General features: G+C 62.4%; 24 protein-coding genes. 13 read left to right on the top strand and 11 right to left on the bottom strand.

Annotated elements, in window-relative coordinates:
- The first annotated feature begins 45 nt into the window (after nt 1–45).
- Nucleotides 46–3,018, top strand: coding sequence for an Rne/Rng family ribonuclease (locus FCU66_RS18240; RefSeq protein WP_136621255.1), 2,973 nt, complete (start codon nt 46–48; stop codon nt 3,016–3,018).
- 106 nt (nt 3,019–3,124) lie between these two features.
- Here the strand turns inward: FCU66_RS18240 and FCU66_RS18235 are convergent, their stop codons facing one another.
- The gene (locus tag FCU66_RS18235; protein ID WP_136621254.1) at nt 3,125–4,054 is read right to left on the bottom strand and encodes a glutaminase; all 930 of its coding nucleotides are present in this window, start codon (nt 4,052–4,054) and stop codon (nt 3,125–3,127) included.
- A gap of 4 nt (nt 4,055–4,058) precedes the next feature.
- Nucleotides 4,059–5,207, bottom strand: coding sequence for a pyridoxal phosphate-dependent aminotransferase (locus FCU66_RS18230; RefSeq protein ID WP_136621253.1), 1,149 nt, complete (start codon nt 5,205–5,207; stop codon nt 4,059–4,061).
- Between the two features lie 145 nt (nt 5,208–5,352).
- Here FCU66_RS18230 and FCU66_RS18225 point away from each other — a divergent pair, with 145 nt between their 5' ends.
- The 6 genes from FCU66_RS18225 (at nt 5,353) to aat (ending at nt 10,666) form a co-directional block, all read left to right on the top strand.
- On the top strand, nt 5,353–6,747 hold the full coding sequence (locus tag FCU66_RS18225; RefSeq protein ID WP_136621252.1) for a M48 family metalloprotease: 1,395 nt from the start codon (nt 5,353–5,355) through the stop codon (nt 6,745–6,747).
- A 61-nt stretch (nt 6,748–6,808) separates the two neighbouring features.
- Entirely contained in the window at nt 6,809–7,612 is an 804-nt protein-coding gene (locus FCU66_RS18220) for a DsbA family protein (RefSeq protein ID WP_136621251.1), read from the top strand.
- 150 nt (nt 7,613–7,762) lie between these two features.
- Nucleotides 7,763–8,197, top strand: coding sequence for a type II 3-dehydroquinate dehydratase (gene aroQ / locus FCU66_RS18215; protein WP_057145774.1), 435 nt, complete (start codon nt 7,763–7,765; stop codon nt 8,195–8,197).
- Nucleotides 8,198–8,223: 26 nt separating this feature from the next.
- Nucleotides 8,224–8,682, top strand: coding sequence for an acetyl-CoA carboxylase biotin carboxyl carrier protein (gene accB, locus FCU66_RS18210; protein ID WP_136621250.1), 459 nt, complete (start codon nt 8,224–8,226; stop codon nt 8,680–8,682).
- Between the two features lie 10 nt (nt 8,683–8,692).
- Entirely contained in the window at nt 8,693–10,036 is a 1,344-nt protein-coding gene (gene accC, locus FCU66_RS18205; RefSeq protein WP_023812133.1) for an acetyl-CoA carboxylase biotin carboxylase subunit, read from the top strand.
- Nucleotides 10,037–10,048: 12 nt separating this feature from the next.
- Complete coding sequence (gene aat / locus FCU66_RS18200; RefSeq protein ID WP_136621249.1) at nt 10,049–10,666, top strand: leucyl/phenylalanyl-tRNA--protein transferase; 618 nt, start codon at nt 10,049–10,051, stop codon at nt 10,664–10,666.
- 12 nt (nt 10,667–10,678) lie between these two features.
- Here aat and FCU66_RS18195 read toward each other — a convergent pair whose 3' ends face one another.
- The 3 genes from FCU66_RS18195 to FCU66_RS18185 all read right to left on the bottom strand — a co-directional run bounded on the left by FCU66_RS18195 (nt 10,679) and on the right by FCU66_RS18185 (nt 12,273).
- Complete coding sequence (locus tag FCU66_RS18195; protein ID WP_136621248.1) at nt 10,679–11,065, bottom strand: hypothetical protein; 387 nt, start codon at nt 11,063–11,065, stop codon at nt 10,679–10,681.
- A gap of 74 nt (nt 11,066–11,139) precedes the next feature.
- On the bottom strand, nt 11,140–11,733 hold the full coding sequence (locus tag FCU66_RS18190) for a DUF2155 domain-containing protein (protein WP_168992113.1): 594 nt from the start codon (nt 11,731–11,733) through the stop codon (nt 11,140–11,142).
- A 141-nt stretch (nt 11,734–11,874) separates the two neighbouring features.
- The gene (locus FCU66_RS18185) at nt 11,875–12,273 is read right to left on the bottom strand and encodes an NADH:ubiquinone oxidoreductase subunit NDUFA12 (RefSeq protein WP_056584453.1); all 399 of its coding nucleotides are present in this window, start codon (nt 12,271–12,273) and stop codon (nt 11,875–11,877) included.
- A 229-nt stretch (nt 12,274–12,502) separates the two neighbouring features.
- Between FCU66_RS18185 and panB the strand changes: the two genes are divergently transcribed.
- Both panB and panC read left to right on the top strand, forming a co-directional pair.
- On the top strand, nt 12,503–13,345 hold the full coding sequence (panB, locus tag FCU66_RS18180; protein ID WP_136625429.1) for a 3-methyl-2-oxobutanoate hydroxymethyltransferase: 843 nt from the start codon (nt 12,503–12,505) through the stop codon (nt 13,343–13,345).
- On the top strand, nt 13,342–14,193 hold the full coding sequence (panC, locus tag FCU66_RS18175) for a pantoate--beta-alanine ligase (RefSeq protein WP_136622155.1): 852 nt from the start codon (nt 13,342–13,344) through the stop codon (nt 14,191–14,193). Before panB ends, panC begins: the two co-directional genes overlap by 4 nt.
- A 37-nt stretch (nt 14,194–14,230) precedes the next feature.
- Here the strand turns inward: panC and FCU66_RS18170 are convergent, their stop codons facing one another.
- The 4 genes from FCU66_RS18170 to gatB form a co-directional block, all read right to left on the bottom strand.
- Nucleotides 14,231–14,575 (bottom strand): VanZ family protein, encoded by a 345-nt coding sequence (locus FCU66_RS18170; RefSeq protein ID WP_168992187.1) that lies wholly within the window; start codon nt 14,573–14,575, stop codon nt 14,231–14,233.
- Nucleotides 14,576–14,677: 102 nt separating this feature from the next.
- On the bottom strand, nt 14,678–15,376 hold the full coding sequence (locus FCU66_RS18165; protein ID WP_136625428.1) for an AIM24 family protein: 699 nt from the start codon (nt 15,374–15,376) through the stop codon (nt 14,678–14,680).
- Nucleotides 15,377–15,492: 116 nt separating this feature from the next.
- A complete protein-coding gene (locus FCU66_RS18160; RefSeq protein WP_136625427.1) occupies nt 15,493–15,981 on the bottom strand; it encodes a GNAT family N-acetyltransferase in 489 nt (162 codons plus the stop codon).
- Nucleotides 15,982–15,985: 4 nt separating this feature from the next.
- Complete coding sequence (gatB, locus tag FCU66_RS18155) at nt 15,986–17,485, bottom strand: Asp-tRNA(Asn)/Glu-tRNA(Gln) amidotransferase subunit GatB (protein WP_136625426.1); 1,500 nt, start codon at nt 17,483–17,485, stop codon at nt 15,986–15,988.
- Nucleotides 17,486–17,774: 289 nt separating this feature from the next.
- Between gatB and FCU66_RS18145 the strand changes: the two genes are divergently transcribed.
- Nucleotides 17,775–18,032 (top strand): YjhX family toxin, encoded by a 258-nt coding sequence (locus FCU66_RS18145; protein WP_136625425.1) that lies wholly within the window; start codon nt 17,775–17,777, stop codon nt 18,030–18,032.
- Between the two features lie 48 nt (nt 18,033–18,080).
- Here FCU66_RS18145 and FCU66_RS18140 read toward each other — a convergent pair whose 3' ends face one another.
- Entirely contained in the window at nt 18,081–18,512 is a 432-nt protein-coding gene (locus tag FCU66_RS18140) for a CBS domain-containing protein (protein ID WP_109671710.1), read from the bottom strand.
- Nucleotides 18,513–18,599: 87 nt separating this feature from the next.
- Nucleotides 18,600–19,358: a rhomboid family intramembrane serine protease gene (locus FCU66_RS18135; RefSeq protein ID WP_136625424.1), complete on the bottom strand. Its 759-nt coding sequence runs from the start codon at nt 19,356–19,358 to the stop codon at nt 18,600–18,602.
- 389 nt (nt 19,359–19,747) lie between these two features.
- Here FCU66_RS18135 and FCU66_RS18130 point away from each other — a divergent pair, with 389 nt between their 5' ends.
- From FCU66_RS18130 to FCU66_RS18120, 3 genes are all read left to right on the top strand, one after another.
- On the top strand, nt 19,748–20,380 hold the full coding sequence (locus FCU66_RS18130; RefSeq protein ID WP_109671712.1) for a PAS domain-containing protein: 633 nt from the start codon (nt 19,748–19,750) through the stop codon (nt 20,378–20,380).
- A gap of 182 nt (nt 20,381–20,562) precedes the next feature.
- A complete protein-coding gene (locus FCU66_RS18125) occupies nt 20,563–21,180 on the top strand; it encodes a PilZ domain-containing protein (protein ID WP_136622821.1) in 618 nt (205 codons plus the stop codon).
- Between the two features lie 270 nt (nt 21,181–21,450).
- On the top strand, nt 21,451–22,059 hold the full coding sequence (locus tag FCU66_RS18120; RefSeq protein WP_136622822.1) for a transglutaminase-like cysteine peptidase: 609 nt from the start codon (nt 21,451–21,453) through the stop codon (nt 22,057–22,059).
- Nucleotides 22,060–22,130 lie beyond the last annotated feature (71 nt).

Raw genomic sequence — 22,130 nt, 5'->3', positions numbered from 1 at the left:
TGCCTCGCAAGCTGCGGCTGACGGCTGCCGGGGGGAAACGAAATAATGCCCAACAAAATGCTGATAGACGCCTCCCACCCGGAGGAAACACGCGTTGTCGTCGTTCGCGGTAACCGTATTGAAGAATTCGACTTTGAATCCCAGGACAAGAAGCAGCTCAAAGGAAACATCTACCTAGCCCGCGTAACGCGCGTAGAGCCCTCCCTTCAGGCAGCCTTTGTCGAATATGGCGGCAACCGTCACGGTTTTCTCGCCTTTAGTGAAATACACCCAGACTACTACCAGATCCCGGTCGCCGATCGTCAGGCACTGCTGCGCGCGGAAGCGCAAGAGGCAGAAGACGAGGAGAACGAGGACGGCGACGGCGATGATCGCCAGAGCCGCGATCGTGGACGGCGCAGCCGCCGGCGCGGCGGCAAACCCCGCGACCGCGGTGAGCACAAGCGCGACGCGTCCGCTTCCGACGAGACCAGCGAAGACGCCGGCGAAGGCAGCGACAATGGCGACATCGTTGTCGAGGAGATTTCCCATACCTCCGAGATCATCGAACACGCAGCAGATACATCGGAACATTCGGATGCCTCGGAGCATGCCGGCACGTCCGAGCATGACGACGCTTCAGCCGAGCAGGACGAAACCGAAACCCGCGAGGGTGGCCCGACATCGATCGCCGCCGCGGTCGAAGGCGATGTGATTTCCGAAGCCGTCCCGCAGGCGGAACAGGGCACTGAAGCAACGTCCGGCGACAATGATCGCGGCATGCTGGAAGAAGTACAGTCCTCGCATCCGGACGATCACGAGGTCGAATCGGTCGGCGCCGAGGATGCGCTGGAGGAAGTGCGCAACCGCCGCAAGCCGGTGCGCCGCCAGTACAAGATCCAGGAAGTGATCAAGCGCCGGCAGATCCTGCTGGTGCAGGTCGTCAAGGAAGAGCGCGGCAACAAGGGCGCGGCCCTCACCACCTATCTGTCGCTTGCCGGCCGCTATTCGGTGCTGATGCCGAACACGGCGCGTGGCGGCGGCATTTCGCGCAAGATCACCAGCGCGGTCGACCGCAAGCGCCTGAAGGAGGTCGTTGCCGATCTCGAAGTGCCGCAAGGCATGGGCGTCATCCTGCGCACCGCCGGCGAAAGCCGCACCAAGGCCGAGATCAAGCGCGACTACGAATATCTGATGCGGCTTTGGGAAAATGTCCGCAATCTCACCTTGCAGTCCACGGCCCCTGCCCTGGTCTATGAGGAAGGCAGCCTGATCAAGCGTTCGGTGCGCGACCTCTACAACAAGGATATCGACGAGATTCTTGTCTCCGGCGAGGAAGGCTATCGCGAGGCCAAGGACTTCATGCGCATGCTGATGCCGAGCCACGCCAAGGTGGTTCAGCCGTTCCGCGACACGACGCCGATCTTCGTGCGCAACGGCATCGAGGCGCAACTCGACCGTATGCTGCAGCCGCAGGTGACGCTGAAGAGCGGCGGCTACATCATCATCAACCAGACCGAGGCGCTGGTTGCCATCGACGTCAATTCGGGCCGCTCCACCAAGGAGCACTCGATCGAGGACACCGCGCTCCACACCAATCTGGAAGCGGCCGAGGAAGTCGCGCGTCAGCTCAGGCTGCGCGATCTTGCCGGCCTGATCGTCATCGACTTCATCGACATGGAGGAGAACCGCAACAACCGCTCCGTCGAGAAGCGGCTGAAGGATCACCTCAAGAACGATCGTGCGCGCATCCAGGTCGGCCGTATCTCGCATTTCGGCCTGATGGAGATGTCACGCCAGCGCATCCGCGCCAGCGTGCTGGAATCGACCATGAAGCCCTGCCCGCATTGCGGCGGCACCGGCCATGTGCGCTCCGATTCGTCGGTCGCGCTGATGGTGGTGCGGGCGATCGAGGAATTCTTGCTCAAGGATTCGCGCAGCCACATCACGGTGCGGACGCCGGCAGCCACCGCACTCTACGTGCTCAACCACAAGCGCGGCACGCTGGTGGAACTCGAAAGCCGCTTTGGGCTGACGATCACCGTCGAGGCCGACGATTCTGTCGGTGCGCAGCACTATGCGATCTTCCGCGGCGCGCTGGCTGAAAAGCCGGAAGGCTTTGTCGAGGCACGCAGCTTCCCGGCCTATGTCGAGCCGGAAGAGCCCGAGGACGAGATTGTCGTCGTCGAGGAAGACGATGAGGCGCCAGTGCAGGCCGAACAGCCACGCCAGCAGCCGCAGCAACAGCAGCCGCGGCCTGCTGCCGGTGGTGAAGAAGGCGAAGGCCGCGACCGCAAGCGCCGCAAGCGTCGCAGACGTCGCGGCAGCAAGGATCGCGACCGCGAACATGGCGCCCCTGCGGACGGTGCTTCCGTCTCGGCGTCGACCGATGAGTTCTCCGACTCGGCCGCCAGCGATAGCGACGCGGAAGCGGACGACAACGCCCTTGTTGGTGTTGCCGAAACGTCGGAAACGGTTGAGGCGTCGGACGAAAGCCAAGGCACTTCGGATGAAGGCCCGGGCAAGAAGCGCCGGCGCGGCAAGCGCGGCGGCAAACGCAATCGCCGCGAAGACGGTGAAGGCGAGGTCGAGGCAAGTGCTGGCGAAACAGCCGACGTGTCTGAAGTCGAAGTCTCGGCAACCGAGGTGATCGCCAGCGAACCGGTAGTTGCCGCACCGGCCGAAGAGCCGGTGGCGCTTGCTCCGGCCAATGACGACGCGCCGACAACGGAGAAGCCGAAGAAGCCACGTCGTGCCGCCAAGCCGAAGAAGGCCGCGGCCGAGGTCGTCGCCGAGGAACCGGCTGCCGAAGCGGTCGCTGAAGAAGCACCGGTAGAGACGCCGGTCGCTGCGCCCGACGAAACAGCCGTCGCGGCCGTCAAGGATGCACCGAAGGCCCGCCCGTCACGGCGCAAGCCGGCGGCCGTCGATGCGCCGGTGGTGCCGGTGGTGTCTTCGACCGTTGCGGAAGAGCCCGCAGCCAAGACCGAGGACAAGCCGAAGCGCGCCGGCTGGTGGCAGCGGAAAGGCTTTTTCTAAGCCCTTCAGTCACTTGAAGTGATTTTTTGACAAAAAAGAGTCCCGCGCCATCGAAAGATAGCGCGGGATTTTTCATATCCGGCATTCCGATGGGCCGCGATGCGATTTACGGCGCGAAGATCGACCAGTTCATTATCCTGGCCAGCTTTTCCAGGGCGATCGAACCCAGCTTGGAATTGCCGTTGGCATTGAGGCCGGGCGACCAGACGGCAAGCGACGCCACGCCCGGCACGATGCCCAATATGCCGCCGCCAACGCCGCTCTTGCCCGGAATGCCGACGCGGAAGGCGAAATCGCCGGAACCGTCATAATGGCCGCAGGTCAGCATCATCGCGCCGATGCGCCGTGCCCGCTCGGCCGACACCACGGAATGCCCGGTCGCCGGGTTCTTGCCGCCATTGGCGAGGAAGCGCCCGGCGAGCGCCAGTTGCCGGCAACTCATGGCGATGGCGCAATGGTGGAAATAGACGCCCAGCGCCAGCTCCGGCGCATGGTGGAGATTGCCGAAGGACTTCATGTAGTTGGCAAGCGCGAAGTTGCGATAGCCGGTGGCCCGTTCGGACGCCGCGACCTCGCGATCGATGATGATCGTCTCGTCGTCGGCCAGAAACTGGATGAAGCGCAGGATTTCGCCGATCGCTTCACGCGGCTGGTGGCCGGCAAGCAGGATGTCGGAAATGACGATGGCGCCGGCATTGATGAACGGATTGCGCGGAATGCCGTTCTCATGCTCGAGCTGCACGATCGAGTTGAACGGATTGCCTGACGGTTCGCGCCCGACCCGCTGCCACAGCGCGTCGCCGACATTGCCGAGCGCCAGCGTCAGGGTGAACACCTTCGAGATGCTCTGGATCGAAAAGGCCTGTTCGGCGTCGCCTGCCATCAGCACGCGGCCATCATTGGTGACGGCGGCGATACCGAACTTCCTCGGATCGACCTTGCCCAGCTGCGGAATGTAGGTGGCGACATCACCACGATCGGTGCGCTCTGCCATTTCGGCGGCGACTTCGGCCAACGCCTGTTCGAGTTCCGGCATGGCTCTACCTCAACCAGCGTTCGATGCGCGCCATTGCCTCGACCATGTCGTCGTGGCTGCCGGCATAGGAGAAACGCATGGTCCGATGTCCCGCCTGGGTGTCAAAGTCGCGACCAGGCGTTGCCGCCACATGCGCCTCAGCCAGCATCTTTCGCGCAAAGGCCATGCTGTCATTGGTATGCCTGGTGACATCGCAGAAGGCATAGAAGGCGCCGTCCATGGGCGCGGCCAGCGGAAAGCCGAGTTCCGGCAGACGTTTCATCAGGAGCTCACGATTCAAGGCGTAACGGCCTTTCACTGCCTCCAACTCCTCAGTCGCCCTGAACGCCTCGATCGCGGCAATCTGCGACAGTTCCGGCGGCGAGATGTAGAGGCTCTGGGCGACGCGCTCGACCGGCCGCACCAAGTCTTCTGGCAGCACCATCCAGCCGATGCGCCAGCCGGTCATGCAATAGTATTTCGAGAACGAGTTGATCACCGTCACGTCGCCTCCATAGGCAAGCGCCGTCGTGTCGGGTGCGGCATAGGCCAGCCGGTGGTAGATCTCGTCGGAGATGACGGCGATGCCGAGTTCCTGTGCCGTCCTCACCAGAGCCGCCAGCTCATCGGCCGGAATGACCGCGCCTGTCGGATTGGCCGGACTGGCGAACAGAACGCCCTTCAGCGGCTTTTCACGATGCGCGGTCTCCAAATGGCCGGCATGCAGGTAGGCGGCGTCACCGAGTTCGATCTCGACCACATCGATGCCGAGTGCGGCCATGATGTTGCGGTAGGCGGGATAGCCTGGCGCCGCGATGGCGACGCGGTCACCCGGATCGAACATCGCCAGGAAGGCGAGGTTGAAGGCGGCCGACGATCCAGTGGTCACCGCGATCCGGCCGGGCTCGATATCAAGCCCATAGTGATCGGCGTAGTGTCCGGCGATCGCCTTGCGCAAGGCAGCGAGGCCGAGCGCGTCGGTGTAGCCGATGCGTCCGTCCTGCAGCGCCCTGGCGGCTGCCGCGCGAACCAGAACCGGTGCGGGATCGGAGGGCTGGCCGACGGCCATCGAAACAACCGGCACCCCTCCAGCCTTCAGCCGGTTTGCCTCGGCCAGAATGTCCATGGCATGGAAGGGCTCGACATTGCCACGGCGTGAGAGCGAAACGACCATTTAACCAGTATTCCCGATGACTGACGGCGCCAAGCACTGGCGCATGCGCCGCACAAATGCCCGATTGATGTGAGGATCACAAGTTGAGGAAGTTTCCGGCGCCGACTTTTCATCTTTCGCCCGCTCGTCTACCAGTGGACATATCATGTTGAGCCGACCCAGATCGACGATTGCCCAGGCAGCGCGCGTCTTCGCGACGCTTTCGCTTGGCGTTGCCGTTGCAATGGCGAGTTCGGTCAGCGCCTTCGCCCAGAACGTGCCGGTGGTGCGCGACGCTGAGATCGAGGCGCTGGTGCGCGATTACGCACGGCCGATCTTCAGGGCGGCGGGTCTGGCGAACGACGGCATCGACATCGTTCTGGTCAACGACCAGAGTTTCAACGCCTTTGTCACCGGGCGCCGGCTGTTCATCAACACCGGAGCGCTGATGACGGCCGAAACGCCCAACGAGATCATCGGCGTCATTGCCCACGAAGCCGGCCATATCGCCGGCGGCCACCAGCAGAAGCTGCGCGACCAGCTCGAACGCGCCAAGACGATGGCCATCATTGCGACATTGCTGGGCGCCGGCGCCATCGTCGCCGGTGCGACCACCAACAGCCGCGGCCTCGCCGGCGCCGGCATGGGCGTGGCGGCTGGCGGCGGCGAGATGGCACAGCGCAGCATCCTCGCCTATCAGCGCACCGAAGAGATGACGGCCGACCGCTCGGCAGTCACCTATCTCAACGCCACCGGCCAGTCCGGCATGGGCATGCTGAAGACGTTCCATCGCTTCCAGACGGCGCTGTCGCTGTCGGGCGCGCAGGTCGATCCCTACCGGATCAGCCATCCGATGCCGCAGGACCGCATCGCCAATCTCGAGGTGCTGGTGAAACAGAGCCCCAATGTCGACAGACTGGACCCGCCCGCGCTGCAGCAGCGTCATGACATGATGCGGGTGAAGATCGCCGTCTACATGGAAGGCCAGGCCGCCGCGTCGCGGCTGATGCGAAAGATGCAGGGAACCCTGGCCGCGCAGTATGGCGACGCCCAGTCGACCTACCTGTTCGGCAGTATCGCCGCCGCGCTCGCCAAGACCAATGCACTGATCAAGGCGCAGCCGAAGAACGCCTATTTCCAGGAATTGCGCGGCGATATCCTGATGAAGGCAAACAAGCCCAAGGATGCCGCGGACGCCTATGCCAAGGCGGTCAGCCTCGATCCGGCGCGGTCCGGACTGCTGCCTGTCTCGCTTGGCCAGGCGCTGATGGCGGTCGGCACGCCCGACTCGCTCAAAAAAGCCGTGGTGCAGATCAACAATGGCCTCGGGCGCGACAAGGAAAACTCGGCCGGGTATCGCTATCTGGCACAGGCCTATGGCGAGCTGGGTGACATACCGGGCGCCGAACTTGCCACCGCCGAAGGCCATTTCTATTCCGGCAACTACAAGGATGCGAAGATTTTCGCCATGCGGGCGCAACAAGAGATGAAGCGTGGCGAGCCGCGCTGGCTTCGCGCTCAGGATATCATAAACTACAGAGCATCAAGCAAGATCAAGTGAACCTTCCGGTCGCGCGCTGCGACCCAGCCAGACCGGAAAACAGGTAGAAGGAACAGGAACGATGAAAAAGGCACTGCTGCTGGGCACCACGGGGGTTGCGGTCGCCCTGGCCATGCTGGCTTTCGGATTCGTGGCCGGAAGCCCACAAATTGCCAGGGCTGGCACAGCGCAGCCCGTCGAGACGGCAGCGGCCGACACCAAGATCGACCGCGCCGAGGTCGAAGGCATCATCCGCGACTATCTCTTGAAGAACCCGGAAGTCCTTCTGGAGGTCCAGGACGCGCTTGAGGCCAAGCAGAAGGAAGAGCAGCGCATCGCCCATCTCGGCGTGATCAAGAACGCCAAGGACCAGATCTTCAACTCCGCCTTCGACGGCGTCGTCGGCAATCCGAACGGCAAGGTCACCATCGTCGAGTTCTACGACTACAATTGCGGCTTCTGCAAACGCGCCATCGACGACATGAAGGCGCTGACCAAGACCGATCAGGACCTGCGCTTCGTGCTCAAGGAATTCCCCATCCTCGGACCGGATTCGCAGAAGGCGAGCGTCGTCTCGATGGCCTTTCACCTGATGCACCCGGAAAAATACGGCGAGTTCCACAATGCGCTGCTCGGCGGCCAGGGGCGCGCCACAGAGGCAGCGGCTATCAAGGTCGCGCTGTCGCTCGGTGCTGACGAAGCGGTGCTGCGCGAGAAGATGAAGGACCCGACAATCAACGAGGCCCTCGCCAAGACCTACGATCTTGCCAACAAGCTGGCCATCACCGGAACGCCGTCCTACGTCGTCGGCAATGAGGTGGTGTTCGGGGCGCTCGGGCAGGAAGTGCTGGCTGAAAAGATCGAGGCGGCGAAAGCCGCGCTCTGATCTTGCTCGCGAGCAAATTTCTCACGGGCACATTTCCGCCTGTTGTGGACAGTGAAAGAACGCACTTGCGCTCTTTCCGCGGGCGGCTATGCCCATTATAGAGGGCCCAGCGCGCCGGCTTGATGTCGGCGCCGGGAAAGGTCGGCTTTTTTGAAAACGGTTTTCGTCCTGAACGGTCCCAATCTCAACGCGCTCGGCAAGCGCGAGCCGGGCATCTATGGCGGCAAGACGCTTGCCGCGATCGCCGACGACTGCAAGCAGGCCGGCACGGCGCTCGGGCTCGAGATCGATTTCCGCCAGTCGAACCATGAGGGCGACCTTGTCGACTGGATCCAGGAAGCCGGTGACAAGGCTGTCGGCATCGTCATCAATCCGGGCGCCTACAGCCACACCTCGATCGCCATCCACGACGCCATCCGCGCCATAGCGCCGCTGCCCGTCGCCGAAGTTCATCTTTCCAACATCCATGCGCGGGAACCATTCCGCCACGTCTCCATGGTCGCGCCGGTCGCCGTCGGCATGATCTGTGGCTTTGGGCCGCTCGGCTACACGCTGGCATTGCAGGCGCTGGCAGCACGCCTATGACCGGCCAACAAACAGAAGGCTCGAAAATGTCGATAAAGAAGACCGGTGTTGACCAGCAGCTGATCCGCGATCTGGCGGGCATACTGAACGACACCAACCTGACCGAGATCGAGGTCGAACTGGGCGACCTGAAGGTGCGCGTCTCGCGCCAGGCACCGGCTGTTCATGCGATCGCAGCGCCGCAGCCGGCCTATGCCCCGGCAGCAGCGCAAGCTGCCGCCGTTGCTGTGCCCGTTGTTGCGGACCTTTCCAAGAATGCGGTCACCTCGCCGATGGTCGGCACCGCCTATCTGGCGCCGTCGCCGGATGCCAAGGCGTTCATCGAGGTCGGCCAGAAGGTCAAGGAAGGCCAGACGCTGCTGATCATCGAAGCGATGAAGACGATGAACCAGATCCCCTCGCCGCGCTCCGGTACCGTGACGGCGATCCTGTTCGAGGATTCGCAGCCGGTCGAATATGGCATGCCGCTCGTCGTGATCGAGTAGAGCGGGCCTGATGTTTCAGAAGATCCTCATCGCCAATCGCGGCGAAATCGCCCTCCGGGTCCTGCGCGCCTGCAAGGAACTCGGCATCCAGACGGTGGTGGTGCATTCGACCGCCGACGCCGACGCCATGCATGTGCGGCTCGCCGACGAGAGCGTCTGCATCGGCCCGCCGCCATCGCGCGACAGCTACCTCAACATCCATCAGATCGTCGCTGCCTGTGAGATCACCGGCGCCGATGCCGTGCATCCGGGCTACGGCTTCCTGTCGGAGAACGCCAAGTTCGCCGATATCCTGGCCGCGCACAACATCACCTTCATCGGCCCGTCCGGCGACCATATCCGCATCATGGGTGACAAGATCGAGGCCAAGCGCACGGCAAAGCGTCTCGGCATTCCGGTGGTGCCCGGTTCGGACGGCGCCGTCACCGATCAAAAGGAAGCCAGGCGCATTGCCGCCGAGATCGGCTATCCCGTGATCATCAAGGCCTCGGCCGGCGGTGGCGGGCGCGGTATGAAGGTCGCGCTTACCGAGGCTGATCTTGAGATCGCCTTGCAGACAGCAAGCACGGAAGCCGGTGCGGCCTTCGGCGACGATGCCGTCTACATCGAGAAATACCTGGAAAAGCCGCGCCACATCGAGGTGCAGGTGTTCGGCGACGGCTTTGGCCGCGGCGTGCATTTCGGCGAGCGCGACTGTTCCTTGCAGCGCCGCCACCAGAAGGTCTGGGAAGAGGCGCCCTCGCCGGCCCTCAATGCCGAAGAACGCGCCCGTATCGGCGGCATCTGCGCCAAGGCGATCGCCGATCTCGGCTATTCCGGCGCCGGCACGATCGAATTCCTCTACGAGAATGGCGAGTTCTATTTCATCGAGATGAACACGCGCCTGCAGGTCGAGCATCCGGTGACGGAAGCGATCACCGGCATCGACCTCGTGCACGAGCAGATCCGCGTCGCCTCCGGCGGCGGCCTCTCGGTGAAGCAGGAGGACATCAAGTTCAACGGCCACGCCATCGAATGCCGCATCAACGCCGAGGACCCGCGAACCTTCACCCCCTCGCCCGGCACGATCACCCATTTCCACACGCCGGGCGGCCTCGGCATCCGCGTCGATTCCGGCGTCTATTCCGGCTACAAGATCCCGCCATACTACGACAGCCTGATCGGCAAGCTGATCGTGCATGGGCGCAACCGTGTCGAGTGCATGATGCGGCTTCGCCGGGCGCTCGATGAATTCGTCGTCGACGGCATCAAGACGACGCTGCCGCTGTTTCGCGATCTCGTCGGCAATGCCGACATCGCCAATGGCGACTATGACATCCACTGGCTGGAAAAATATCTGGCCAAGGAAGAGTAGCGCACAGACGCGATGACCCGCCCCTACGCGCCCGGCTATCGCATCCCCACCGACCTTTTGCTCAAGGCCTATGCCTCGGGCGTCTTCCCGATGGCCGAAAGTGCCGGCGACCCGGAGGTGTTCTGGGTGCGGCCGGAGACGCGCGGCATCATTCCGCTCGATGGTTTTCACGCGCCGAAGAGCCTGAAGAAAACGATCAGGAAGCACCCTTTCGACATCCGTTTCGATTTCGATTTCGAGGCGACGATCGACGGCTGCGCCGAAAAGCGCGAGGAGCGGCGCTCGACCTGGATCAACGCGCCGATCCGCGAAGCCTATGTCGAACTGCATCGGATAGGGCATTGTCATTCGGTCGAGGCGTGGCGCGAGGACCGGCTGGTCGGCGGTCTCTATGGCGTGTCCCTCGGCCGGGTGTTTTTTGGCGAAAGCATGTTCGCCAGGGAGACCGACGCCTCCAAGACCTGCCTGTTTTATCTCGTCGAGCGGTTGAAGGCGCGCGGCTTCGCTCTGCTTGATACGCAGTTCACCACCGAGCACCTCAAGCGCTTCGGCGCGGTCGACGTGCCGCGTGGCAAATATGAGAAGATGCTCGCCGACGCGCTGAAGGGCGAGGCCGTATTCTACCCCTGACGATTGAGCCCCTTACTTCCCGGCAGTGGCTTCCATCGGCGTCTGCGAATGGAACATCATCTTCCAGCCATTGACGCGATGGACATAGCCGGTGCTGACCAGGGCCGCGTAGGGCTCGCCGCTCTCCCGCGTGGCATGCGCCTCGTAGGTCAGCATGACGATGTCGCTGCCCGGCTCGATAATGCCCTTGAGATCAATCTTCAGGTCCCGCCAGCGGTTGGGCTTGGTTGCGGTCTTGGCGAGATCGGCATTGTTCATCGCCTTGGCCATCTGCGGAAATGCCACCAGGCACTCGGTGTCTGCATTGGCCGCATAGTAGGCCGCGTCGCCCGTCCAGAACCCCTTTTCGAGTTCCAGCAGCTCTTTCTTGCCTGCGGTGATCCGCTTGCTGTCTGACATCGGAAATCCTCCTTACGCATAAATGCGCGATCGTCAGTGGCCTAACGCATGGTAGCCAGGACGGTTCCGGAGGATCAGTTGGCGTCGGTCGTATCGGGGTCCGAAGCGTCCGGCTCGGTCACATCAGGCTCTGTCACGTCCGGAGTGGCTGCGGGCTTCGGTTTGGCTGCGGCTGGCTTGGGTGCCTCGGCTTTGGTTGCGTCGGCCTTGGCGCCGTCGGGCGCCGGCACATCCGACTTCTGCTTGCATTCCTTCAGCCAGACGTCATAGACGGCATGCTCGACGGCGTTGAGACCGGGGCTTTCGGCAAACATCCAGCCGGTGAAGATGCGGCGGATCTTGCGGTCGAGCGTGATCTCGTCGACCTCGACGAAGGAATCAGTCTTCGGCTCCTCGGTCTGCGGCCGCGAATAGCAGACCCGCGGCGTCACCTGCAAAGCGCCAAACTGTACGGTCTCGTCGATATAGACATCGAAGGTGATGATACGACCGGTGATCTTGTCGATGCCGGCAAACTCGGCGACGGGATTGGTGACCCGGTCCGCTCCCGCGGGCGGCGCCGGCGCCGGCGCGGCGGGTTCAGGCGAAGCCGCGAAGGCCGCGCTGCTGACGGCAAGGCCGGCGGCTACCATCAGGCCGCCCATCGATGTCAGGCTGAAAAAGCTCATATAGGGGTACCGGTGGTTCGCGCCCGGGTGATTCTGTCGATCGCCAAGGCTAGTCGCCGTTTTCTGATCAGCAAGCAGCTAAACACCAATTGTGGCGATAAAGGACCGGCTTGCACCTTGCGCCGTTACAAGTCGGGGCCGTTACGACCCGGGTGTCCAGGCGTCGTAGTCGCCAGTGACCTGCGGGCGGTGCTGATTGGTCAGCACCGAACCCTTCGGGCGATAGGCCGCCGGAGTGCCGGTCAGATTGGGCTGATGCGACTTCTGCCAGTCGCGTGGCTTGTAGTCCTCACTCGACGGCGCGACGTCGACACGGTGATGGATCCAGCCGTGCCAGCCGGGCGGGATTGCGGAGGCTTCCGAATAGTTGCGGTAGATGACCCAGCGGCGCGTGCGGCCTTCCGAATCGATGCCGCCCTCGTAATAGACGTTGCCGGTTTCGTCCTGTCCGACCCTCTTGCCATGCCGCCAGGTGTGCAGCCGCGTTCCCAGCGTCTGGCTGTTCCACCAGGTGAAAAACTGCGTAAGAAAAGTCTTCATCACAAAACCCTCGCGCCGGCGGCGCCCGTTTCCTGCTTATGGCGTCAGGCCTTGCCGAAGGCAAGGGTTTTGCCACGGCGTGCGCACAAATGGCTTGCCGGAAACCCGACACAAGCCCGTGATCTTTCCGGGCGGCAGGATGGGTGCTTGCCAAGCCTTTGCGGTCTTTCTAAAGCTCTGCGCGCCCATGCGGGCATCCAGCCCGGCTTGAGGCCGAAGGAGGTGACGATTGGCCACGGAATTGCCGACCACCGACATCCGCATCAGCGCAGAGGCGATTCGCCACCGCAAGGGCGGCACGCCGATTGTCTGCCTGACCGCCTATACCTATCCCGTCGCCCGTCTGCTCGATGACCATGTCGACCTGCTTCTGGTCGGCGACAGTGTCGCCATGGTGCTGCACGGCCACAAGACGACGCTGGGCGCCTCGCTGGAGATGATGATCGCGCATGGCCAAGCGGTGATGCGCGGCTCGACCAAGGCCTGCGTCGTCGTCGACCTGCCGGCTGGCACCTATGAGGATTCGGCGACACAAGCCGTTGCCTCGGCGCGGCGGGTCGTCGACGAAACCGGCTGCCAGGCGGTGAAGCTCGAAGGCGGCGTCGACATGATCCCGCAGATCGCGGCCATCGTCGCCACCGGCATTCCGGTCATGGGGCATATCGGCCTGCAGCCGCAATCGGTCGAGAAGGACGGCGGCTACAAGATCAAGGGCCGCACCGAGGAGGCTGTCGCGGCATTGCTTCGCGATGCGCTTGCCGTCGAGAATGCCGGGGCTTTCTCGGTGGTCATCGAAGGCACGGTCGAGACAGTCGCCGCCGATATCACCCGCCGCATCGCCATTCCAACCATCGGCATCGGCGCCAGCGGCGACTGCGACGGCCAGATCCTGGTCATCGACGACATGGTCGGGCTGACCGTCGACCGCGTGCCGAAATTCGTCAAGGAATATGCCGATCTGCGCAGCGTGATCTCGCATGCCGCCGAAACCTACGCGGCGGAGGTGCGAAGCCGGACATTCCCTGGCCCCGGCCATGTCTTTTCGGCGACAAAGAGCAGGGATGACGCATGAACCAGCCCGTCGTCGTCGACAGCGTTGCCGCACTTCGCGCGCACATCCGTGACTGGCGGCGCGATGGCCTTCGTGTCGCCATGGTGCCGACCATGGGCGCTTTGCATGACGGGCACATCTCGCTGGTCAGGATCGCGCTCGAAAAAGCCGATCGCTGCGTCGTGTCGATCTTCGTCAACCCGACGCAATTCGCGCCGACCGAAGACCTCGACAAATATCCGCGCCAGCTCGCCAGCGACCTCGACCGGCTGGGCGTGGCAAAGGCGGACCTTGCCTTCACGCCGACGGTTGGCGAGATGTATCCTGCCGGCTTCGCCACAAAAATCTCGGTCGGCGGCCCCTCCGCCGGGCTCGAATCGGACTTTCGGCCGACCTTTTTCGACGGCGTCGCCACCGTGGTGGCGAAGCTCCTCCTGCAGGCAACGCCCGACTGTGCGGTGTTTGGCGAGAAGGACTACCAGCAGCTTTGCGTCGTCAGGCAGCTCTGCCGCGACCTCGACCTGCCCGTCGACATCATCGGCGCACCGACGATACGCGACGCGCATGGTCTCGCCATGTCGTCACGCAATGCCTATCTCAGTGAGGTCGAACTGAAGATCGCCCGCCAGTTCAACGTGATATTGCGCAACACGGCGGTGGCTCTGGCGGCAGGCGCCGACCCGAGCGACGCAACCGAAGAGGCCAGCAGCGCCCTCATCACCGCCGGCTTCCAAAAAGTCGACTATGTCGAGGCACGCGAAAGCCTTACGCTTGCGCCATGGCGTCGACACCGCGAAGGGCGCCTGCTCGCGGCCGCCTGGCTCGGCAAGACCAGGCTGATCGACAATATGGAGGTTCCTTCTGCCTAGCGCGGAGGCTCGATATCGCGGCGGATTGCTGCCGCGCCTAGCTCTCGCTCTTTTGTCCGCCGGCCCTGACGATCAGGTGTCCCGCGACGATCCCGACCACCCCGGCAAAGGCTTTCACAAGTGCATCGATGAGGCGTGCGTGTCGACCGGGATCAATGATCTGAAGCAGTTCCAGCATGCCGGCGGTCACAGCCACAAAAATCACGACTTGATACAGTCGGTTGGGGAAGCCGAGCGCCAGGGCGAAGCCCAACAGGACATAAGCCAAGGCACGCTCAACATTCGCTTCGGCGATGTGCGGCCGCATCTGGATCGGCGACAAGGTCGCGAAAATGATGATGGCGAACAGCGCCAGCGCTGCGGTGCGGGACAGTTTGGTCATACTCTTGCATATCCGTCGTGAGCCGGCACAGCAAACGCCGGAATGACGCATGGCCGGATCGCTGCCGCCATGCGGTGCTGCCCGCCAGTGGCCTTCGTCGAACTATTCCTCGGTCGGCATATGCAGATACATCGACTGGATGCCGACCCGACCCGGCCCGGTGAACCGGTTGACGATGAAATTCATGTTGGCGCCGAAGAAGCCGCTCGACAGCCGGTCGACCTTGGTTTCCATCCTGACCGAGACATCCTTGAACAGCCAGCCGCCCGGTTCGATGTCGATGGTTTCACCGGCGGCGAGCGTCTTTTCGAAGACGTTTCCATAGCCGTGCAGCCAGACGATGCCGTCGCCTGAATCGCCGCGAAAACGGTCGATGAAGAAGCCGCTCTGGCCGAACAGCATCGTCGCCAGGCCGCGCACGCGCTCGAACGTGTAGTCGACATTGCCGGTGGCGGCGAGAAACTGGTGCTCGCGCACCTGGATCTCCTCGCCACGCCTGAGATGGATCGGCACGATGTGGCCCGGCCCATCGCGGCTGAAGGCAATGATACCCGCCCCCGACGCTTCGGTGACGAAGATCTGCATGCCGGCCATCATGCGCTTCAGCGCACCCTTCAGCGATTTCAAGCCGATGGTGATGGTGGAATTCTTCCACAAAAGGATGTGGTGCTCGAAATAGACCGGCATCCGCGTCACATCGACCGAAAGCACCGGCACCAATTCGCCCGCCATATGATAGGTGACGCCGCCAAAGGTTTCGTCCGACACCTGCGTCGGCATCAGTTCGGGTAAGCTTGGCATGAACATCCCTCTCGCGCCGTCGCGTCCCTTGGATGCGGACGCGGGCTCAGGCAGCGTTGATACGACGGCAGGGAGCGGTCAAATCAAAAACGCGAGACAATTGCCGGCCGGGCTGTCTATCCGAGCGGCTTCTCGAAACTCAGCATCGTCGGCCTTGAGGTCCCATGGGGATCTGCGGCAGCGCTGACGGGCAAAAACCCCTTCGATCGGTAGAAAGCAATGGCGGCGCCATTGGCCTCCTCGACCTCGACGCGCAGCGTTCGCGCTTCCGGGAAACTGGCTTCGACCTCGTCGAGCAGCGCTTGCCCGATCCCTCGCCTTTGGCAGTCCGGATGGACGTAGAGCTGGTTCAACAGGATGATTTTCGCATCCGCGGTGGCGGCGGCGAAAGCCATGCCGCCGATGCGCTTGCCATCATCGGCCACCAGGAATTCCGAGTTCGGCCGTGTCAGCCGCGAGCGAAGCGAGGCGATCGAGTGCCATTCATCGGTGATCTCGGTGACTTTGGCAGCCCCATAAATGGCGTCATAGGTCGCATGCCAGGTTTCGACCAGCAGCGTGCGCACAGCGGCAAGGTCGCGCTCTCCGGCGGTGCGGACGAACACGGCCCTACTCGATGCCCAGCTTGGCCTTGACGAGGTCGTTGACCGCTTGCGGGTTGGCCTTGCCGCCGGTCGCCTTCATCACCTGGCCGACGAACCAGCCGGCCATACTCGGCTTGGCGCGTGCCTGTTCGACCTTGTCCGGGTTGGCTGCGATCACCTCGTCGACGGCCTTCTCGATAGCACCGGTGTCGGTGACCTGCTTCATGCCACGGTTTTCGACCAACTGGCGCGGATCGCCGCCCTCGTTCCAGACGATCTCGAACAGGTCCTTGGCGATCTTGCCGGAGATGGTGCCATCCCTGATCAGATCGATGACCGCGCCGAGCTGGTCGGGCGAAACCGGAGCGTTTTCAATATCCTTGCCGGCCTTGTTCAATTGCCCGAGCAGATCGTTGATGACCCAGTTGGCGGCAAGCTTGCCGTCGCGGCCGGCGGCCACCTTCTCGAAATAGTCGGCGATCGGCTTTTCCGACACCAAGATCGAGGCGTCATAGGTCGACAGGCCGAGCGACGCGATCAGCCGCGCCTTCTTGTCGTCGGGCAGTTCCGGCAATTCCTTGGCCAGCGCATCGACATAGGCCTGGTCGAACTCCAGCGGCAGAAGATCCGGATCGGGGAAATAGCGGTAGTCGTGCGCCTCTTCCTTGGAGCGCATCGAACGCGTCTCGCCCTTGACGGCGTCGAACAGCCGCGTTTCCTGGTCGATCTTGCCGCCATCCTCGAGAATAGCGATCTGCCGGCGCGCCTCGTAGTCGATGGCCTGGCCGATGAAGCGGATCGAATTGACGTTCTTGATCTCGCAGCGCGTGCCGAACTCGCCACCCGGCTTGCGCACCGAGACGTTGACGTCGGCGCGCATCGAACCTTCGTCCATGTTGCCGTCGCAAGTGCCGAGATAACGCACGATGGTGCGCAGCTTGGTGACATAGGCCTTGGCTTCGTCGGCCGAGCGCATATCGGGCTTGGAGACGATCTCCATCAGCGCCACGCCGGAGCGGTTGAGATCGACATAGGACATGGTCGGATGCTGGTCGTGCATCGACTTGCCGGCATCCTGCTCCAGATGCAGCCGTTCGATGCCGACCTCGATGTCCTCGAATTCGCCCTGGCGATCGGGGCCAACGGAAACGATCACAGTGCCCTCGCCGACGATCGGCTGCTTGAACTGCGAGATCTGGTAGCCCTGCGGCAGGTCGGGATAAAAGTAGTTTTTCCGGTCGAAGACCGACTTGTGGTTGATCTGCGCCTTCAGCCCAAGGCCGGTGCGGATCGCCTGCTTGACGCATTCCTCGTTGATGACCGGCAGCATGCCCGGCATGGCCGCGTCGACCAGGCTGACATTGGCGTTGGGCGCGGCACCGAAGGCGGTCGAGGCGCCCGAAAACAGCTTTGCTTCCGAAGTGACCTGCGCATGGACCTCGAGGCCGATGATGATCTCCCAGTCGCCGGTGGCGCCGGGGACCAGGCGTTTCGCGTCGGGGGTGCGGGTGTCGATGAGTGTCATGGCGGCCTGCGATTTGCGGTGAGTGAACTCACGTTTGAACGTGACTTTCACGTCTAAAATGAAAGTCATTGGCTAGTGCAAACAGCCAAAAGAGACAAGCGCAAAGCCACGGACTGGCCTTTTCAGCCGCTTTCGCCTATAGGATGCCCATTCCAATGGAGAGTGGATGTCCACTTACGCTCAGTCCCGGTAAGGCCCTGACCTCCCAGGAGGCAGGGCAGAAAACCTGAAACCCCGTGCCGCGAAGCTTCGCGGCGGCGGCATTTTCTGTTTTCCCGGAAACTCTCATATGGATATTTCGCGCATAGAACAGCGCATCCTGCACCTGCTCGCGCAGGGCGGACGCATTGAAATCGAAAAGAACGAGAAAAAGCGGATCGCCTCCGTCAAATGCCTGACCCGCGACGGCTGGCACTATCCCGGCGTCGATCTCGACCTGTTTCGAAAGCTGAAACGCAAGAAGGCGGTTTCATCGTCGGGTGGCGGACCTTACCGCATCACCCGGCGTGGGCTCGAACTCGTCCGCTCCGAACTCGACAACAGGTAGACCACGGCTCCGCCGGTCGGTCCTCCGGCCGGCGGTTTCCTTCACCGCTCAGGCGGTGGCGATATAGGCCCTGATCTCGTCGGCCTCGCGTTCGACATCCTCGATGCGGCGCTTGACCACGTCGCCGATGGACACGATGCCATCGAGCATGCCGTCCTTTTCCACCGGCAGATGGCGGAAGCGGCCTCGGGTCATGATCTCCATCACCTCGTTGACGGTATGGTTTTCGTTGCAGATCTTCACCTTCGGCGTCATCGCCGAACGCACGGCGATATCGAGCGCGGCTCCGCCTTCGCGGGCGACAACCCGCACGATGTCGCGCTCCGAAAGGATGCCGACGATCTTGTGATCGCCATTGGTGATGACCAGCGCACCGATCTTGTGTTCTGCCAGGATGCGGATGGCTTCGCTCAACTTTTCGTTCGGCCCGAGCGTGAACACGTCATGGCCTTTTTTCTCGAGAATTGCCTTAACCGTCATGGCGTCCTCCTCTGCTTTGCCTGCCGGTTCCTGCCCTGACCGGCCTTCACATAAGAGTGAACATCGTGCGCCGTGATCGGTTGCATTTCAAGTGCGGTGGTCGTCGGTCTCCCATTCGGGCGCCTGCCATCTTCTGTCGAACCAGCGCAGGCCGAAGAAGCCGGCGATGAAGCCGCCAATATGGGCTTCCCAGGCGATCTGGCCGTCTACCCCCGGGGCAAAGCCGAGAAGGCCGGTGGCGAGGTTGATGATCATCCACACCGCAAGGAAGATCACGACGCCGCGCAAGCGCAATACGAATGCGATCGGCAGCACAGGGCCGGCGAAGGCAGCCTTGCCGGCCGAGCGGTCGGTGCGAAAACCAAAACGCGCTGCAGCCCCCATCATGCCTGATATCGCGCCGGAAGCGCCGACCAGCGGCGCCTCTCCGTAAGGATGCATCGCCCAGAAAAGCGCGACCGAAGCCAGCCCGGTCGCGGCAAAGAACAGCGCGAACCAGAGCGTGCCCAGACGATTTGCCAATGGTGAACCGAACGCGGCGAGCCACACCATGTTGATGGCGATATGGGCAAAGCCGCCATGCATGAAGGCATAGGTGAAGGGGCGGGAAAACAGGAACCAGTCGAAGCCGTATTGCCCGGTGTAGAGAACAGGGATGAAGGCCCCGTCATACAGCAATGTCATCTGTTGGGATTCGGTCAACACATATTGCTGCAACAGATAGACAGCCGTGCAGATGCCGATCACCGCCAGCACGACGGGCGGCAGGTTGAACACCGGCTCGCGCCGCCGTGGCGGCGCGTCCTCGATCGGGTCGAGTTCCGAGGGAGTTACCGGTTCACTCATTTGAAATTGCACTCACTGCGGGATTCGGGGTTCGAGCATCTAGATCACCGCGGACCGAACAGCAAACCGCGAATCGCTGGGCGCGAATCAAAAAAGAAGCCGTTCAAGGTTTCCCTTGAACGGCTGGTCGAGCCCCCTGCTCCCCTAAAACTCTTGACTGAAGTGCTGCCGATCGTCGCGAAACGACCGCTTCTGGAGTGGTTTTTATGTGCCACGGGGCTCGCTTCGATGCAATGTAAACCACTTGTTAACCTTAACGGCCCCGACCCGTGAACAAGTGTTAACGACGCTGGCACGCTTCCTGCTCCGCAACGCATGTAAGTCATCGGAGGGCGCCCTTCTGTTCACCGATGGGACATCAGACGACAGATTGCGCGGAGCAGCATAGCATGAACCAGAACGGATCGATCACGCTGTTCCAATATTGGAACCGCCTGCGTGACGGACGCCCTGCCCCGAAGCGTTCGGAGGTCGAGCCGGCGGACATCAAGTCGCTGCTGGCCGACACCTTTATCCTGGAACGGGACACGCGCGGGCAAGCCGTATTCCGGCTCGCCGGCACAAGGCTTTGCGCCTGCTATGGCCGCGAGCTCAAGGGGTTCTCCTTTCCGTCGCTGTGGCGCGAGAAGGATCAGCGGCTCGTCTCGCGGCTGATCCATGGCGTCTTCGACCAGAAATCGGTCGTGCTCATCAGCTATGAGGGCTTCAGCCGCAACGGACGCTCCAACAAATTCGAGCTGCTTGCCCTGCCGCTTGACGGCGGGGTCGAAAATCCGCGCTGCCTGGGCGTCATCAGCGCCGTGGAGAAGCCCTTCTGGCTGGGCGCCGATCCGATCACCGACGCGTTGATCGATTCGATCCGCGTCATCGATCCGGAGAAGGAGCTGCTGAACAACCGCCCGGCGATCGATGTTCCCTCGCTCGTTCCCGATGAACTCGGGGCGCCCGAGACGATCTCGGCGCTCGGCCGGGCCCGCCGCATCCGCCATCTCGTCGTCTTCGACGGCGGGCGCGAGGAATAGTCCGCGATCTCACGGCTTGATGCATGTCGCCCGAAAGTGCGCTGCGTTTTTGGGACAACGACATGCAAAAAAGGAAAGCCCTGAAGCGCCCGCTTTTCCCCTTTGTTAACCCGCTTTGTTGTACTTCTCTGATGAAGTTCCTCGCATCGATGCGTGGGATGCCAAACGGGGTGTAGGCAGTCATGAGGTCAGCGGCGGTCGACTACGCACCGTCCCAAGCTGAAAGGCGTAACTTTCAGCGCGTCCGGGTCAAGATTTACGGGCGCTTCATGCTGGAAGACCGCACCGAGCATCCCTGCCAGGTCGTCGACATGTCACCGGGCAATGTCGCGTTTCGCACCGACCGCATCGGCATGCCCGGCGAAAAGATCATCGCTTACATCGATCATATCGGCCGCATCGAAGGTGTCGTCACGCGCACCTTGCAAGACGGTTTCGCGATGACCGTCATCGCGTCGGATCGCAAGAAGGACAAGCTTGCCGCGCAATTGACCTGGCTTGCCAACAAGCATGAACTCGACCTGCCGGAAGACCGTCGCCATGAGCGCGTCGCGCCCCGCAATCCAACCAGCGTGCTGCAGCTCACCGACGGCCGTCAATATCAGTGCCGCATCATCGACCTCTCGCTTTCCGGCGCCGCGATCGAGATCGACGTCAAGCCGGCGATCGGCATCCAGGTCATGCTCGGCACCATGCGCGGGCAGATCGTGCGCCATTTCGAGGACGGCGTCGCCATCGAATTCGCCGTCATCCAGCGCCCCGAGACGCTCGATTCCGAATTCAACACGCCGCGCGCCTGACAAGGCTCGACAGCAACTCCAGGAAACCGGCCCTTGCGGCCGGTTTTTTGTTTTCATGCCCATGGCCGGCGTGCTCCGGCTACACCCGGCAAAGCCTGCGCGACATCAATGCATGAGAGTCGAGGCTTCAAAAGCCCAAACGATTTAATACTCAAATGATTCAAATTTTATGTTTATTCTACTGGCGTTTTACTCAAAATCTACTTCGCGCTTTTGCGTCAAATAAATCCACATGTGGCAATGTCTCCTTCGAACGGGGAGACTACAACAATGAAGAAAACGAGGGGCAAGCTGTTGCTGGCGGCAATGGCGATGCAGCTTTCCGCTTGGGGATCAGCATATGCCGCGGGACCGGCCTATATGCACACCGGCGGACGCACCACGCAGCCTGTTGGCCATTATGAATTCTGCCAGCGCATTCCTGGCGAATGCAGCGAAAGGACCCCGAAGGGCGCGCCGGTCGAACTGACCCGTAAACTGTGGGCGACGATCGTCAACATCAACAATTCGGTCAACACCCGCATCAAGCCGCGCACCGACATGGAAAACTACGGTGTCGAGGAATACTGGGCCTATCCCGACAATGGCTATGGCGACTGCGAGGATTACGCGCTGGAAAAGCGCCGCGAATTGATGGATGCGGGCGTACCCGCCGGCAATCTGTTGATGACGGTCGCGCGCCAGCCGAATGGCGACGGCCACGCGGTGCTGACCGTGCGCACCAGCCTGGGAGAATTCATCCTCGACAATCTGCAAACCAAGGTCCTGTCCTGGACGGACACCGACTACACCTATCTCAAGCGCCAGTCGGATCAGAATTCGGGCGTTTGGGTGACGATCAACGACGGCCGCTCCGACGCGGTCGCCAGCGTCCGCTAAAACAGAGATCAAGCGCGTCGTATGAGTGCGACCGCTTCAGGAGAAACCCGGTCGAGTCCCCACCCTCCCCG

Source organism: Mesorhizobium norvegicum, from assembly GCF_004919685.1.
Taxonomy (GTDB): Bacteria; Pseudomonadota; Alphaproteobacteria; order Rhizobiales; family Rhizobiaceae; genus Mesorhizobium; species Mesorhizobium norvegicum.
This window is presented reverse-complemented; position numbering and strand designations above follow the sequence as displayed.

What these genes read in the sequence shown, in the direction of transcription:
- FCU66_RS18240 (WP_136621255.1), top strand. Translation starts at nt 46, where the DNA reads ATGCCCAACAAAATGCTGATAGACGCCTCCCACCCGGAGGAAACACGC.
- FCU66_RS18235 (WP_136621254.1), bottom strand. Translation starts at nt 4,054, where the DNA reads ATGCCGGAACTCGAACAGGCGTTGGCCGAAGTCGCCGCCGAAATGGCA.
- FCU66_RS18230 (WP_136621253.1), bottom strand. Translation starts at nt 5,207, where the DNA reads ATGGTCGTTTCGCTCTCACGCCGTGGCAATGTCGAGCCCTTCCATGCC.
- FCU66_RS18225 (WP_136621252.1), top strand. Translation starts at nt 5,353, where the DNA reads ATGTTGAGCCGACCCAGATCGACGATTGCCCAGGCAGCGCGCGTCTTC.
- FCU66_RS18220 (WP_136621251.1), top strand. Translation starts at nt 6,809, where the DNA reads ATGAAAAAGGCACTGCTGCTGGGCACCACGGGGGTTGCGGTCGCCCTG.
- accB (WP_136621250.1), top strand. Translation starts at nt 8,224, where the DNA reads ATGTCGATAAAGAAGACCGGTGTTGACCAGCAGCTGATCCGCGATCTG.
- accC (WP_023812133.1), top strand. Translation starts at nt 8,693, where the DNA reads ATGTTTCAGAAGATCCTCATCGCCAATCGCGGCGAAATCGCCCTCCGG.
- aat (WP_136621249.1), top strand. Translation starts at nt 10,049, where the DNA reads ATGACCCGCCCCTACGCGCCCGGCTATCGCATCCCCACCGACCTTTTG.
- FCU66_RS18195 (WP_136621248.1), bottom strand. Translation starts at nt 11,065, where the DNA reads ATGTCAGACAGCAAGCGGATCACCGCAGGCAAGAAAGAGCTGCTGGAA.
- FCU66_RS18190 (WP_168992113.1), bottom strand. Translation starts at nt 11,733, where the DNA reads ATGAGCTTTTTCAGCCTGACATCGATGGGCGGCCTGATGGTAGCCGCC.
- FCU66_RS18185 (WP_056584453.1), bottom strand. Translation starts at nt 12,273, where the DNA reads ATGAAGACTTTTCTTACGCAGTTTTTCACCTGGTGGAACAGCCAGACG.
- panC (WP_136622155.1), top strand. Translation starts at nt 13,342, where the DNA reads ATGAACCAGCCCGTCGTCGTCGACAGCGTTGCCGCACTTCGCGCGCAC.
- FCU66_RS18170 (WP_168992187.1), bottom strand. Translation starts at nt 14,575, where the DNA reads ATGACCAAACTGTCCCGCACCGCAGCGCTGGCGCTGTTCGCCATCATC.
- FCU66_RS18165 (WP_136625428.1), bottom strand. Translation starts at nt 15,376, where the DNA reads ATGCCAAGCTTACCCGAACTGATGCCGACGCAGGTGTCGGACGAAACC.
- gatB (WP_136625426.1), bottom strand. Translation starts at nt 17,485, where the DNA reads ATGACACTCATCGACACCCGCACCCCCGACGCGAAACGCCTGGTCCCC.
- FCU66_RS18145 (WP_136625425.1), top strand. Translation starts at nt 17,775, where the DNA reads ATGGATATTTCGCGCATAGAACAGCGCATCCTGCACCTGCTCGCGCAG.
- FCU66_RS18140 (WP_109671710.1), bottom strand. Translation starts at nt 18,512, where the DNA reads ATGACGGTTAAGGCAATTCTCGAGAAAAAAGGCCATGACGTGTTCACG.
- FCU66_RS18135 (WP_136625424.1), bottom strand. Translation starts at nt 19,358, where the DNA reads ATGAGTGAACCGGTAACTCCCTCGGAACTCGACCCGATCGAGGACGCG.
- FCU66_RS18130 (WP_109671712.1), top strand. Translation starts at nt 19,748, where the DNA reads ATGAACCAGAACGGATCGATCACGCTGTTCCAATATTGGAACCGCCTG.
- FCU66_RS18125 (WP_136622821.1), top strand. Translation starts at nt 20,563, where the DNA reads ATGAGGTCAGCGGCGGTCGACTACGCACCGTCCCAAGCTGAAAGGCGT.
- FCU66_RS18120 (WP_136622822.1), top strand. Translation starts at nt 21,451, where the DNA reads ATGAAGAAAACGAGGGGCAAGCTGTTGCTGGCGGCAATGGCGATGCAG.